The sequence below is a fragment of the Clostridium estertheticum genome (genome assembly GCF_018861295.1).
Taxonomy (GTDB): domain Bacteria; phylum Bacillota; class Clostridia; order Clostridiales; family Clostridiaceae; genus Clostridium_AD; species Clostridium_AD estertheticum_D.
The window spans coordinates 1-14,651 of the sequence record NZ_JAHLDM010000021.1; the positions used below are offsets into that span (position 1 = coordinate 1).

The 14,651-nt window shown below is 30.7% G+C and carries 12 protein-coding genes; all 12 read left to right on the forward strand.

Annotated elements, in window-relative coordinates; all coding sequences use genetic code 11:
• The first annotated feature begins 279 nt into the window (after positions 1-279).
• The 12 genes from uxaC to KPL54_RS18040 all read left to right on the forward strand — a co-directional run bounded on the left by uxaC (position 280) and on the right by KPL54_RS18040 (position 14,619).
• Positions 280-1,686, forward strand: coding sequence for a glucuronate isomerase (gene uxaC, locus KPL54_RS17985; RefSeq protein ID WP_216107870.1), 1,407 nt, complete (start codon positions 280-282; stop codon positions 1,684-1,686).
• Positions 1,687-1,884: 198 nt separating this feature from the next.
• Complete coding sequence (locus tag KPL54_RS17990; protein ID WP_216107871.1) at positions 1,885-2,886, forward strand: LacI family DNA-binding transcriptional regulator; 1,002 nt, start codon at positions 1,885-1,887, stop codon at positions 2,884-2,886.
• A 97-nt stretch (positions 2,887-2,983) separates the two neighbouring features.
• Positions 2,984-4,600, forward strand: coding sequence for a mannitol dehydrogenase family protein (locus KPL54_RS17995; protein ID WP_216107872.1), 1,617 nt, complete (start codon positions 2,984-2,986; stop codon positions 4,598-4,600).
• 177 nt (positions 4,601-4,777) lie between these two features.
• Positions 4,778-5,422: a bifunctional 4-hydroxy-2-oxoglutarate aldolase/2-dehydro-3-deoxy-phosphogluconate aldolase gene (locus tag KPL54_RS18000; RefSeq protein WP_216107873.1), complete on the forward strand. Its 645-nt coding sequence runs from the start codon at positions 4,778-4,780 to the stop codon at positions 5,420-5,422.
• Between the two features lie 120 nt (positions 5,423-5,542).
• Entirely contained in the window at positions 5,543-6,565 is a 1,023-nt protein-coding gene (locus KPL54_RS18005; RefSeq protein WP_216107874.1) for a sugar kinase, read from the forward strand.
• Positions 6,566-6,567: 2 nt separating this feature from the next.
• Positions 6,568-7,515 (forward strand): sugar kinase, encoded by a 948-nt coding sequence (locus KPL54_RS18010; protein WP_216107875.1) that lies wholly within the window; start codon positions 6,568-6,570, stop codon positions 7,513-7,515.
• Positions 7,516-7,527: 12 nt separating this feature from the next.
• On the forward strand, positions 7,528-8,976 hold the full coding sequence (locus tag KPL54_RS18015) for a tagaturonate reductase (protein ID WP_216107876.1): 1,449 nt from the start codon (positions 7,528-7,530) through the stop codon (positions 8,974-8,976).
• Between the two features lie 118 nt (positions 8,977-9,094).
• Positions 9,095-10,582, forward strand: coding sequence for a UxaA family hydrolase (locus KPL54_RS18020; protein ID WP_216107877.1), 1,488 nt, complete (start codon positions 9,095-9,097; stop codon positions 10,580-10,582).
• Between the two features lie 119 nt (positions 10,583-10,701).
• Positions 10,702-11,151 (forward strand): YhcH/YjgK/YiaL family protein, encoded by a 450-nt coding sequence (locus tag KPL54_RS18025; protein ID WP_216107878.1) that lies wholly within the window; start codon positions 10,702-10,704, stop codon positions 11,149-11,151.
• A 462-nt stretch (positions 11,152-11,613) separates the two neighbouring features.
• Positions 11,614-12,963, forward strand: a complete 1,350-nt coding sequence (locus KPL54_RS18030) for a glycoside-pentoside-hexuronide (GPH):cation symporter (RefSeq protein ID WP_216107879.1) — start codon at positions 11,614-11,616, stop codon at positions 12,961-12,963.
• Positions 12,964-13,045: 82 nt separating this feature from the next.
• Positions 13,046-13,471, forward strand: a complete 426-nt coding sequence (locus tag KPL54_RS18035) for an HIT family protein (protein WP_216107880.1) — start codon at positions 13,046-13,048, stop codon at positions 13,469-13,471.
• Positions 13,472-13,632: 161 nt separating this feature from the next.
• Complete coding sequence (locus KPL54_RS18040; protein WP_216107881.1) at positions 13,633-14,619, forward strand: LacI family DNA-binding transcriptional regulator; 987 nt, start codon at positions 13,633-13,635, stop codon at positions 14,617-14,619.
• Positions 14,620-14,651: the final 32 nt, after the last annotated feature.

The following is a 14,651-nucleotide window of genomic DNA, read 5'->3' on the forward strand; positions in this document are numbered from 1 at the left end:
ATTGTTTCTTACGGTTCTTAGTTCAATGAGAACTGGACCGCTTTTGCGGTTTACAATCGCCCACTTCTATAAGTGGTGCGTATGTTGAATAGAGCACATAAAGGTACAATATTATAGTTTAAAACAGCTAAAGATTAAATTATAATAAAGAGTTATTAAAAAAAGATAACGATTTCACTATTGCATTATGAAAAAAATTAGATTATAATAAAGTCAGAAGGTTCGTTATTGTTAACGTGAACAAAAAATAAAAATTTAATTAAGGAAAAGGTGAAGTATATGAAAAAATTTATGGATGAAAACTTTTTATTGTCTAATGACACAGCGATAAGTTTGTATAATGATTATGCAAAAGATATGCCTATTATTGATTACCATTGTCATCTAAGTCCAAAAGAAATATATGATAACAAAAGATTTAAAAATATAACAGAAGCTTGGCTATACGGAGATCATTATAAATGGAGAGCTATGAGAAGTAATGGTATAGATGAAAAATACATTACTGGAAATGGTAGCGATCTTGAAAAATTTACGGCATGGGCTCAAACATTACCAATGGCTATAGGTAATCCCCTTTACCACTGGACACACTTAGAACTTCAAAGATATTTTGGAATACATGAGGTCCTAAACGAAAAGACAGCTCCAGCTATTTGGGAAAAGGTAAATATATTACTTAATGGAGAAGGATTTGGCGCAAGAGATTTGATCGAAAAGTCAAATGTTAAAGCTTTATGTACAACCGATGACCCAATAGATTCACTAGAGTATCATATAAAACTTAAAGAGGATACTGAATTTACTGTAAAGGTTTTACCAGCATTTAGGCCTGATAAGGGACTTCAAATAAATAAAGATGCCTTCCTTCCATGGGTTAAAAAACTTGAAGAAGTATCTAAAATAAATATTAAAAACTATGGTGAGTTCTTAAAAGCTCTAGAATCAAGAGTGAGATTTTTTAATGAAGTTGGATGTAGAATATCAGATCATGCAATGGATAGCATAACATATATGGAAGCTTCAAAAGAAGAAGTATCTAATATATTTGCGAAAATATTAAAGGGTGAGACTGCAAGTCCTGATGAAGAAAGTAAATACAGAACATTTACTCTACAATTTTTAGGTAAATTATATTCGCAGCTTAAATGGACAATGCAGCTTCATCTTGCAGCGCAAAGAAATAATAATACAAAAATGCTTAAACAGCTAGGACCAGATACTGGATTTGATTCTATAAATGATGAGCAAGTTGCTTATCCTTTATCAAGATTATTAGATTCATTAGAAAGCAGTAACTCGCTTCCTAAAACAATACTATACACTTTAAATCCGAAAGATAATTATGTTTTAAGTACAATGCTTGGAAATTTTCAAGGAACTGAAGTTCCCGGAAAAATACAATTTGGTGCGGCTTGGTGGTTCTTAGATAATAAAGAGGGCATGATAGAACAAATGAAAGTGCTTGCTAATACTGGATTATTAAGCCGTTTTGTAGGAATGTTAACTGATTCAAGAAGTTTCTTATCTTATACAAGACATGAATACTTTAGAAGAATATTATGTAATTTAATTGGTGGATGGGTTGAAAATGGAGAATTTCCAGATGATATAGAAGTTTTAGGAAATATTGTTCAAGGAATATGTTATAACAATGCAAAACAATATTTTGGAATAGATTGTTAATTCAAATATAACATTGTTCTTTGTTAGCTATTATTTAAACAAAAAAGACTACAGGGGTATTTGACATAAGGTTAGTGCAACTTATATACTTTGAATATGGGAAGCGTTATAAACAATTAAGTAAATAATAAATGTTGAGTTAAATCGTTTCCTATATTCTTTTTAATAAGTATATATAGGTGCATAGGGGTGTTAATAATGGAAGTTACAATAAAAGACATAGCTAAAATTGCCAATGTTTCACATACTACGGTTTCAAGAGCGTTAAATAACAGTCCTTTTATAAGTGACCTGACTAAGGCTAAAATAATGACAATAGCAAAAGAACTTAATTATGTACCAAATTATAGTGCTAAAAGTTTGGTTTTAAATAGATCCTATAACATAGGACTTATTTTTACAACTATTAGTGAAGCAACCTCATCAAGGTTCTTTTATGAAACTATAAGTGGTGTTAATAGTGCTATAAAAGAAAGTTATAATATAGTCGTTAGAGGAATTGATGATTATAAAGATTTTACTTCTGTTAACCGCAAAAGATTTGACGGTATAATACTTATGAGTCAAAGTAATAGCGATAATTCTTTTATATACTATTTAATGGAGAAAAAAATACCTTTGGTAGTGCTTAATAGGTATATAGATGAAAGCTCAATAGTGAATATATTATCATCAGACAAAAAGGGTGTATATGAAGCTGTAAATTATCTAATACAAAATGGGCATAAAGATATAGCTATAATTGAAGGTAAAAAGGGATTTAATTCTACTACAGAAAGAAAAAATGGATTTTTAGATGCATTAATTGAAAATAAAATACAAATAAATAGCAAATATATAGTTGAAGGAAATTATACTATTGGAAGTGGATATACGGCCATGAAAAAGTTACTCTGTTTAAGTAAAATTCCAACAGCGGTATTTTGCTCAAATGATGAAATGGCAATTGGGGCAATGAAGGCAACGGTCGAAGCAGGACTTAATGTACCAAATGATATTTCAATTATGGGGTTTGATGGAATGCAGCTAGGTGATTATTTAACACCAGCGTTAACTACTGTTAGAAGACCTATTATTGAAATAAGTAAGATAGGCGCAGAAAAACTTTTATCTATTATAGAAAATAATACTGACGATGGTGAAAAAATATACATTAGTACAGAGTTAATTAAAAGGGAGTCTGTTGCTAAAGTAACATAACAGTCCTTTAAGATACAATTGAATTTAATATATGTTGTTAGCTATCATAAACAAATATTACTTTAAAATGACTTATTAGATATGAGGAGGTAACAAATTGAAACTTGATCAAAATGGATTAAAGAATACAAAATTTTGGGAAGAGCATGCTTTTGAATTACCTAAGTACGACATAGGTAAGATGATAAAACATACTAAAGAAAAGCCTGAATGGTTACATTTTGGAGCAGGAAATATATTTCGTGCTTTCCCGGCTGTGATTTGTCAAGAATTATTGAATAAAGGTATATTAAATACCGGCATAATAGTTGCTGAAGGATATGATTATGAAATAATTGAGAAAAGTTATAAAAAATTCGAGAATCTAAGTATTTTAGTAACTTTAAAAGCTGATGGAACACTAGAAAAAAAAGTAATTGGAAGTATTGCAGAATCGTTATGTGTAGATAGAAACAATTTAAATGACTTTAATAGATTAAAAGAAATATTTAGAGCTAAAACTTTAAAAATGGTTTCATTTACAATTACAGAAAAAGGATATAGCTTAAAAAATGGTAATGGAGAATTTTTAAAAGATGTTGATAACGATTTTAAAAATGAACCTACAAAAGCTACGAGTTATATTGGAAAGCTTACAGCATTATGTTACGAAAGATTTAAAAATGGAAGGTTGCCATTGACATTAGCAAGCATGGATAATTGTTCGCATAATGGTACAAAACTTGAAAATGCTATAACTACATTTGCAAAATATTGGACAGAAAATGAGATGGTAGAAACTGAATTTTTAACTTATGTAACACAGAATTTATCTTATCCTTGGAGCATGATAGATAAAATAACCCCAAGACCTGCAGAGTCAGTTATAAAAATGTTAAGTGAGATTGGGATTGAGGATACAGAAGTAATTATGACTTCGAAAAATACATATATTGCGCCATTTGTTAATGCAGAGCAACCACAGTATTTAGTTATCGAAGATAATTTTAAAAATGGTCGTCTTCCACTTGATAAAGCCGGTGTTATCTATGCAGATAAAGAAACTGTTGATAAAGTAGAAAAAATGAAAGTTTGTACTTGTTTAAATCCTCTTCATACGGCGCTTGCTATTTATGGATGTTTATTATCTTATAATAAAATATCAGATGAGATGAAAGATAATGAACTTGTAACATTAATAGAGAATATAGGATACGTAGAAGGGTTGCCAGTTGTTGTGGACCCAGGTATTATGTCTCCTAAAGACTTTATAGATGAGGTGATGAAGGTACGGCTTCCAAATCCATTTATGCCAGATACGCCACAAAGAATTGTTTGTGATACTTCACAAAAATTAGGTATACGGTTTGGTGAGACAATTAAGGCTTATATTAATAATACTGATTTAGATGTTAAAAATCTAACATTTATACCACTTGCTATAGCAGGATGGTGTCGTTATCTAATGGCTATAGATGACGCAGGCAATAGTTTTGAATTAAGTCCTGATCCTATGCTAAAATCATTAACAAATATAATGAAAAATATTAAAATGAGTGAAACTAAAAATGTTCATGAGTACCTAACTCTGATTTTATCTAATGAATCAATTTTTGGTGTTAATTTATATGAAATAGGACTAGGAGCAAAAATTGAAGATTACTTTAAAGAATTGAGTAGTGGTAAAGGTGCTGTTCGCCTTACATTAAAAAAATATTGTAACTCCAAAACATAGAATATTAAGTATGAGTTATAGTTGGTTTAAAAATGGGAAGCTCGAAACTAAGCTGAAATAAATCCAAATAAGATAGATTTATTTAAAGAATATTGGAATTTTTAAGAAAAATTGCTCTAGGTGTGTTATAATATGGTGAGATAGTATATTCAAAATATAAAATAAGAGGTGTAAATTATGGAAAGAATAAAAATAGTACAAAAATTAACAGAATATGGAATAGTAGCAGTTATTAGAGCAAACTCTAAAGAAGAAGGCGTAAAAATTGTAGATGCTGTTACAAAAGGCGGAATTAATGCAATTGAAGTTACAATGACAGTGCCAGGTGCAATAGACGTAATAAAAGAATTAACTGAAATATATAAAGATAATGCAGAGGTACTTATTGGAGCAGGAACAGTATTAGATCCTGAAACTGCAAGAGCATGTATTTTAGCTGGAGCAAAATATATAGTAAGCCCAAGCTTAAATCCAGAAACTATAAAATTGTGTAATAGATATAGAATTGCTGTTATGCCAGGAATTATGACAGTAAAAGAAGCTATCGAAGCACTAGAACTTGGAGTTGAAATAGTAAAAGTATTCCCAGGAAATGTTTTTGGACCACAAATAATAAGTTCTTTAAAGGGACCATTACCACAAGCTAACTTTATGCCAACAGGTGGAGTATCACTTGATAATGTTAAGGATTGGATAAAAGCAGGAGCTGTAGCAGTAGGAACTGGTGGAGATTTAACTCGTGGAGCTAAAACAGGAGATTACAAATTAGTAACTGAAACTGCTGTTAAATTTGTTGAAGCAGTTAAAAAAGCAAGAGCGTAGAAATAATTAGGTTACATATTAATAAACAAAATATAGATAGAAAATATAGATAGAAAATAAATAAGATATTAACTACATGGCATACCTAGGGTATGCTATGAATTTATAGGAGGCAATAATATGGGAAAATTTATAACATTCGGTGAAATAATGCTTAGACTTGCACCAGCTGGTTTTGAAAGATTTGCACAAGCAAAAGAATTTGGAGCAGTTTATGGTGGTGGAGAAGCAAACGTTGCTGTTTCACTTGCAAACTATGGTAAGGACACATACTTTGTAACAAAACTACCAAAACATGAAATAGGTCAAGCAGCAGTAAATGAACTTAGAAAATACGGCGTAAGTTCTAGTATGATTGTACGAGGTGGAGATAGAGTAGGTATTTATTATTGTGAAAAAGGAGCATCTCAAAGACCTTCTAAAGTAATTTACGATAGAGCTTATTCAGCTATTGCAGAAGCAAAAAGAGAAGATTTTAATTGGAAAGAAATATTTAATGATGCAGAATGGTTCCATTTTACAGGAATAACACCTGCACTATCTGATGAATGTGCAGCTATAACACTAGATGCAGTAAAAGCAGCAAAAGAAGCTGGAGTTATGGTAAGTTGTGATTTGAATTTTAGAAAAAAACTTTGGAGCAGTGAAAAAGCTGGTAAAGTAATGGGAGAAATAGTTAAGTATTGTGATGTAGTTATAGCAAATGAAGAAGATGCAGAAAAAGTATTTGGAATTAGTGCAGCAGGAACAGATATTACTGGTGGAACAATAAACGGTGAAGGTTATAAAGAAGTTGCAAGAAAACTTACAGATAGATTTAACTTAAAGTATGTTGCAATTACTCTTCGTGAAAGTTTTTCTGCTTCAGATAACGGTTGGTCTGCAATGTTATATAACGGAAAAGATTTTTATAGTTCAAAGAAATATAGAATGCATATAGTGGACAGAGTTGGCGGTGGAGATTCATTTGGTGCTGGTCTTATATATGGTTTAACATCAGGTTTAACAAATCAAGATGCTCTTGAATATGCAGTTGCGGCTTCTTGCCTTAAGCATACTGTAGAAGGAGATTTCAATCTTGTATCAAAAGATGAAGTAGAGACACTTATGAACGGTGATGCTTCTGGAAGGGTGCAAAGATAAATATGGATGTAGTTACTTTTGGAGAGTCTATGGTCTTATTTGGTCCAGATTCTTCGGGGCCATTAAGATATGTTCAGAATTTCAATAAATCTATAGCAGGTGCTGAGTCAAATGTTGCAATAGCGCTTGCAAAACTTGGACATCAGGTTGGTTGGTTTTCAAAACTTGGAGACGACGAATTCGGAAGGTACATTCAAACTACAATAAGAGGAGAAGGCGTAGATGTATCTAGAGTAATTTTTGAGCCTGGTAAAAGTACAGGCATATTATTTAAAGAAAGATTTATGCATTCTAATCCTAATGTATATTATTATAGAAAAGGGTCGGCAGCAAGTACATTGATGCCTGAGGAATTAGATGCAGCGTATATTAAAAACACAAAAATACTTCACATTACGGGTATAACACCTGCACTTTCCGAGAGTTGCAAAAAAACTTTATTTAAGGCTATAGAAATCGCAAAAAGTAATAATGTTTTGGTGTCTTTTGACCCTAATATTAGACTTAAATTATGGAACAAGGAAGAGGCAGTCCCAGTTTTACTCGAAATTGCAAAACAGTCAGATATAATCTTCCCGGGTATTGATGAAGGGGAAATGCTCCTTGGGCTTACAAAACCTGAAGATATTGCACAAGGTTTTATGAATATGGGATGTAATATTGTAGCTGTAAAACTTGGAAAAGAAGGCTGCTATGTAACCGATTCAGTAAATCAACTATATGTAAATTCATATATATGTGAAAATCCACAGGATACTGTTGGTGCTGGAGATGGGTTTGCAGCAGGTTTTCTTTCAGGGATGTTAAATAAATTAGATTTAAGAGGATGCGCAGAATATGCAAATGGAGTTGGAGCCATGGCTGTCCTCGTAAAGGGAGACATGGAAGGTTATCCAAATAATGAACAGCTAATGGCATTTATTGGAAAAACTAAAACAATCGAAAGATAGGGAGGAATAAAAATGAACTTAAATAAAGAGACATATAAGGAATATAAACAGTATCCTGAAAGAGTGCTTCAATTTGGAGAAGGAAATTTTTTAAGAGCTTTTGTTGATTGGCAAATTGATAAAATGAATAAAGAAGCAGGATTTAATGGTAGTGTAGTAGTAGTTCAACCTATTGAAAATGGTTTAGTAGATAAATTAAACGATCAAGATGGTCTATATACTTTATACTTACAAGGAATGAACGACGGTAAAGCAATTGCAGAGCATTCAGTGATTAATAGCATAAGCCGTGGTGTAAATCCTTATACACAGAATGCAGAATATATGAAGATTGCTGAAAATAAAGATTTAAGATTTGTATTCTCAAATACAACAGAAGCAGGAATTGCATATGATGAAAACGATAAGCTTGAAGGTATTCCTCAAAAAAGTTTTCCAGGAAAATTAACAGCACTTTTATATAATAGATTTAAATTTTTTAACGGACAAAAGGATAAGGGATTAATAATGATTCCTTGTGAACTAATTGACAGAAATGGTGATAAACTTAAAGAAATAATTCTTAAGTATGCTAAACTTTGGAATTTAGAAGGAGAGTTTGCTCTTTGGATAAATGAAGCTAACACTTTTTGTTCAACACTTGTTGATAGAATAGTTCCGGGTTACCCAAGAGATACTATAAAAGAGATAACAGAGGAACTTGGATACGTGGATAATTTAGTTGTTGTTGGAGAGCATTTTCACCTTTTCATTATAGAAGGACCAAAATGGATTGAAAATGAATTTCCAGCAAGTAAAGCAGGCCTTAATGTTATGTTCGTTGAAGCAATGGCTCCATATAGAACAAGAAAAGTAAGAATACTCAATGGATCACATACATCACTTGTACCAGTATCATATCTTTATGGTTTAAATACAGTAGCAGAATCTGTTGACCATGAAGTAATTGGTAAATTTATTCGCGATACAATTTATGAAGAAATAATTCCTACATTAGATCTTCCTAAAGAAGAGTTATCATATTATGCAAAAGTTGTTCTTGAAAGATTTATGAATCCTTTTGTTAAACATTATTTAATGAGCATCTCTTTAAATTCAATGTCTAAATATGAAACAAGAGATTTACCTTCATTATTACAATTTGTAAAAGTAAAGAATGAATTACCAAAAAGATTAGTATTTTCTTTAGCTGCACTTATGGAATTTTATAAAGGCAAAAGAGGAGAAGAAATAATCAAACTATCTGATGATGTTGATGTTTTAGAACTTTATAAAACTCAGTGGGATAAATGTGATGGAAGTGAAGTAGCGTTAAGAAAGCTTGTAACTACAATACTTGAATACAAGAAAGTTTGGAAAATGGATTTAAATGAAGTTAAAGGCTTAACAGAAGCAGTAACACATGATTTATTAAACATTGAAAAAATTGGAATTAAAGAAGCTATTAAAGAAGTTCTTTAATAACATTTAGAAAATAAAATCCCCTACTTTAATTAGTGGGGGATAAATACTATCTTCATTTAAAGTCATTAATATTACAGCTGTGAAGATGATATCTTATGAAAGTGAGGAAATGCTTATGAAAAATGTAATACAGATAAATGAAAATGATAATATAGTAGTTGTGCTAAAAGATTTATCAAAGGGTGAAGTTATATCCATAGGTAATAAAGAAGTAACATTAAAAGAAGATGTTAAAAGAGGACATAAGATAGCTACTCAAGATATTAGTTTGGGTGGAAATATTATAAAATATGGTTTTCCTATAGGGCATTCAATTGTTGATGTGGTTAAGGGAGAATGGGTTCATACGCATAATATAAAAACAAACCTAGATGGAATAAAGGAATATACATTTAACCAAAAGCTTATAGAAAATAGTTATAAAAATAGAAATTTAACTTTTAATGGCTATAAAAGAGAAAATGGGAATGTAGGCATTAGAAATGAGCTTTGGATAGTTCCAACTGTTGGTTGTGTAAATGGTATAGCTGATAGAATTATCGATAGGTTTAAAGAAATGGTAGGTAATTTATCTATAGATAACGTTTTAGTATTAAAACATAATTATGGTTGCTCACAACTTGGTGAGGATCATATAAGTACAAGAACAATACTTGGTGATGCAGTTAAACATCCCAATAATGGTGGAGTTTTAGTATTAGGACTTGGATGCGAAAATAATACTATGGTAGATTTTAAAAAATCCTTGGGCGAGTTTAATGAAAAAAGAGTAAAGTTTTTAATTTCTCAAGAAGTTTCTGATGAAATACAAGAAGGAGCTAATCTGCTTGTAGAACTTTATGAAAATATGAAGACAGATAAGCGCGAAGTATGTAGTTTATCAGAACTTAAAATAGGTTTAAAATGTGGAGGTTCTGATGGATTTTCAGGTATAACTGGTAACCCTCTTGTAGGGAAATTTTCGGATTTTCTAGTAGCTCAAGGTGGAACTACAGTTCTTACAGAAGTGCCTGAAATGTTTGGAGCGGAAACTCTTCTAATGGCTAGAGCAAAAAATGAAGAGGTATTTAATAAAACTGTTCATTTAATTAATGATTTTAAAGAATATTTTATGAAGTATGATCAACCGGTATATGAAAATCCTTCACCAGGAAATAAAGCGGGGGGAATAACTACCCTTGAAGATAAGTCTTTAGGTTGTACACAAAAAGCAGGTACTGCTACTGTGGTAGATGTGCTTAAATATGGAGAGACATTAAAAGAAAAAGGACTTAACTTATTAAGTGCTCCAGGTAATGATTTAGTGGCTGCTTCTGCCCTAGCATCAGCTGGTTGTCAAATGGTTCTTTTCACAACAGGTAGAGGAACTCCATTTGGAAGTTTTGTACCTACAATGAAGATTTCAACAAATACTCAAATATTTGAATTAAAACCTCACTGGATTGATTTTAATGCTGGAAGTTTAACTCAAGATATGACTTTAGATGCTTTGAATGAAGAATTTATAGTATATATAATTAAAGTAGCTAGTGGAGAACTTGTAAATAATGAAAAGAATAATTTTAGAGAATTGGCTATTTTTAAGAGTGGAGTTACATTATAAGTCTCCATAATCACCGTTATTGTCGCCTGATATTATGACGACAATAACGGGATTGGTTTTTTGTTATTAATGTTAATGGATATAAGTAATTCTAAAAAATAAATTTGGAGGAGTAATAAATGATAATTAATAAATTAAGTAATGCAGAGCAATATTATGGTATATCACAAAGAATTGAAAAGGGACTAAAATATCTTAAAAATACAGATTTAGAAAAGCTTGAGATAGGTAAATATGAAATTGATGGGAAAAATATTATTGCAGTAGTTTCTGAATATGAAACAAAAGACATTGAAAAGGGCAAATGGGAAGCACACAAAAAACATATTGATATACAATTTGTAGTTTCAGGAAAAGAAAAAATAGGATATGCTTATATTAATGAAATGGAAGTAAGTAGCGAATATAATGAAGAAAAAGATGTTGTTTTCCTTAAAGGTGAAGGAGACATGTTATTGGTTAATGAAGGTACATTTGCTATTTTTTCACCAGAAGATGTCCATATGCCAACTATTAATGCTGGAAATAGAAATCATGTTAAAAAAGTAGTTGTAAAGATTTTAGTGTAGATTTTAGTTGAATATTGCAAATATCAAGATAAGGTACTATGATATTTGCAATATTTATTAAATGGAATCTAGAATATTAAGTTTGATTGTTAAAAAAACTACAATTTAAAAATAATTATGTTAACGATAACAATTTATATTGATTTTTAGAAAAAATAAGGTTATAATTAAAAATAAGTAATTGTTAACGTTAACACAAAGCGCGCTTAATCTTGGGAATGGAGGTAAAATATAGAACTTATTGTAAATTAGTCAAGCTTATACATAACTTCAACTAATATTGTAATAAATATAAAAATGGTTTGTGTATGGACTTATGCAAAAAAGATGTTAACGTGTGCAAGAGTAAATTAAAAATAATATTTATTGTTTTATTTTGTGAATATGAATCATAACTAAAGAAATAATAATTGAAATGAACTTTTCAAAGAATATAATTTTAATTAACAGAAGGAGCATGAAATGAAAAAATTAACTTTAAGAGAAAGAGTAACCTATGGTTTTGGTGATATGGGAAATGGATTTATGTTTGACATGGGTCAGCTTTACTTACTAAAATTCTTTACAGATGTTGCGGGTATTCCGGCAGCTGTTGGCGGAATTATATTTTTGATAACAAAAGTATTTGATGCAATAGTTGATCCAATAGTTGGAGCATTTATAGAATCAAGAAAGATAAAACCTGGATCGAGTAAGTATAAGCCGGTTATGATGATTTCTAGTATAGTACTTGCTATTTTATCTGTATTCGTGTTTTTAACACCGAATTTTTCAATTGTGGGTAAAATAATATATGCATATATTTCGTATATGGCATGGGGTGTAGCATATTCATTTACAAATATTCCTTATGGTACATTAGCTGCTACTATGACTCAAGATCCTCAAGAGAGAACATCTCTTGCAGCGTTTAGACAATTAGGCAGTACTATAGCATTGTTAATATCAACTATAGTAGTTATACCAATGGTTGAAAAATTACCAAATGAAAGATGGGGCTACCCAGTTGCTATTGGCATTATGGCATTAATTGGAATAGCTTCGTTCTATGTAACTTTTAAGAATTGTCATGAGCAAGTTGTAACAACAAGCAAAGTTGCTGCCACACCAGAAAAAATAACATTTAAAGATATAATAAAAACGGTGTTTACCAACAGACCATTGTTAGTTATAATTTTCATGACAATATTTTCGATTTCAGCTTTCAATCTTAGATCAGCAATGTTAATATATTTTTGTCAATATAACCTTGGTAATATGATGTTATTGCCATATGTAGGTTTTGTAAGTATAGCTTGTTCATTACTCGGAGTTGTAGCTATGCCTATATTATCAAAGAGATTTGGAAAGAAAAATACAGTTATAATCGGATTTGCAATTAGTATTATTGCAGATGTAATAAACTTTATAATTCCATTACATTTAGTTACATTTGTAATACTTCAAAGTATAGGGTACTTTGGTTTAAGTATCCCTAATGGAATGACTTGGGCATTAGTTTCTGATGCTATTGATTATGGCGAATGGAAAACGGGAGAAAAAAGAGGAGCTATAACTTATTCAGTATTTAACTTCTCAAGAAAAATAGCTCAATCAATAGCTGGGTTTGCTTCTGGAATAGGTCTAGCGTTAATAGGATATGTTCCAAAAGTGGCACAAACAGCAGGTTCTTTACTTGGAATAAAAGGATTGTTGCTTTTATATCCTGCTATTTCATTATTAGTAGCAATAGTCATTATTGCTGGATTGTACAATTTATCAGATAAAAAATATCTTGAAATAGCAAGTGACCTTAGAAAAAGAAACTCATAGAAATAAATGGATGAAAACTATTACAAAATATGAATTTAATGTTACAATTATATTAAGATACTTAAAAAAGGGGAGATTTAATATGAACTTTGATAATGATTGTTTTTATTGTGTTAAGGATGCGCGACTTACAAATTTAATGATTGAGGTATGTAAGCTTGAGGCTTCAACATTATATTTATTTAAAGAACAGACTTATAAGGGGAGATGTGTTGTAGCATATAATGGTCATAAAAGTGAAATCTTCAATTTAACTGACGAGGAACGCTCAAAATTCATGGGTGATGTGTCAAGAGTAGCCGGAGCTTTAAACAAAGCATTTTCACCTGATAAAATTAACTATGGCGCTTATGCTGATACCATGACGCACCTTCATTTCCATATAGTTCCTAAATATAAAGGTGGACCTTCTTTTGGCGGAACATTTGAAATGTCTCCGAGTGACAAAGTGTTTCTTAAAGATGAAGAGTATAATTTATTAATAAACAAAATCAAAGAAAATTTATAAATTACAGTATACAAATAGAAAACTTTTAGTTAGGAAGGACAGGCCTTTTCGGGTCTGTTTTTTTTGAGCTTAAATGTTGTAATACATATTAAGGAATGGTATAGTGTAGATAAGCCGTTAACGTTAACGGGAAATGATGATTTAATGGTTAGGAGGAAAATATGGTAGGCATAAAGGATATAGCAATAGAATGTAATGTTTCTGCAACTACCGTATCCAGGGCATTAAATAATAGCAAAGAGATATCTAAAAAAACAAGGGAGCTTATACTAAAGACGTGTGAAGAAAAGGGATACATACCTAATTCAGCGGCTAGAAGTCTTATTCTAAATAAGACTAATATGATTGGACTTTTAATACCAGATATAACTAACCAATATTATGCATATGTGAGTAAAGGGGTTAGTTCGTATTTAGAAAAAATAGGTTATGGACTTGTGCTCTGTAATAGTGATAGGAATAAAGATAATGAAAATAGGTATATTGATTTTTTAGCACAGAAAAGAGTTGATGGAATAATACTTATTCCTGTAAAGCCCAAAGCAAGTGATTATAAAAAAATTATAGCAAATGTTCCTCTAGTAATGGCGGATAATTATGTAAAGGATTTAGAAGTAAGTTATGTAGGTAATGATAATTATGTTGGTGCTAGAAAAATAGTTTCTCATATGTTAAGGCAAGGGTATAGAAAGATTGGAGTAATACTTGGTGATGAATCATCTACTGCAAGTAACGAGAGACTAAAAGGCTATAAAGATATATTAACTGAGAACAATATAGAAATTAGTAATGATATTTTATTAAACAGTAGTGCAAATTTTGAAGATGGGTTTAAATTAGCTGAAGTCCTTATAAATAAAAAGGTGGATGCTATTTTTACTATAAATGATTCTGTAGCAATGGGAGTTATGAAGTATGCTCACATGAATAATATTTTAATACCAAAAGACATTGGTATCGCAGGGTATGACGATATTGAGCAAGCGTCAATGTTAACGGTTCCGCTAACAACAGTTCATCAGAAAAAGTTTGAACTTGGGAAAATCGCAGCAAAAATTTTAATCGAAGAAATTAATAATCATAATACTCTAAAACAAACAATTATATTACAACCTGAGCTTGTTATAAGAAAATCGTGTAATGAATAAATTAGAAATGATCAAATTGGTAGTCTAAGTAA

Coding starts and splice junctions, on each gene's coding strand:
- KPL54_RS18000 (WP_216107873.1), top strand. CDS start 4,778: ATGGAAAGAATAAAAATAGTACAAAAATTAACAGAATATGGAATAGTA.
- KPL54_RS18005 (WP_216107874.1), top strand. CDS start 5,543: ATGGGAAAATTTATAACATTCGGTGAAATAATGCTTAGACTTGCACCA.
- KPL54_RS18010 (WP_216107875.1), top strand. CDS start 6,568: ATGGATGTAGTTACTTTTGGAGAGTCTATGGTCTTATTTGGTCCAGAT.
- KPL54_RS18035 (WP_216107880.1), top strand. CDS start 13,046: ATGAACTTTGATAATGATTGTTTTTATTGTGTTAAGGATGCGCGACTT.
- KPL54_RS18025 (WP_216107878.1), top strand. CDS start 10,702: ATGATAATTAATAAATTAAGTAATGCAGAGCAATATTATGGTATATCA.
- KPL54_RS17990 (WP_216107871.1), top strand. CDS start 1,885: ATGGAAGTTACAATAAAAGACATAGCTAAAATTGCCAATGTTTCACAT.
- uxaC (WP_216107870.1), top strand. CDS start 280: ATGAAAAAATTTATGGATGAAAACTTTTTATTGTCTAATGACACAGCG.
- KPL54_RS18030 (WP_216107879.1), top strand. CDS start 11,614: ATGAAAAAATTAACTTTAAGAGAAAGAGTAACCTATGGTTTTGGTGAT.
- KPL54_RS18015 (WP_216107876.1), top strand. CDS start 7,528: ATGAACTTAAATAAAGAGACATATAAGGAATATAAACAGTATCCTGAA.
- KPL54_RS18020 (WP_216107877.1), top strand. CDS start 9,095: ATGAAAAATGTAATACAGATAAATGAAAATGATAATATAGTAGTTGTG.
- KPL54_RS18040 (WP_216107881.1), top strand. CDS start 13,633: ATGGTAGGCATAAAGGATATAGCAATAGAATGTAATGTTTCTGCAACT.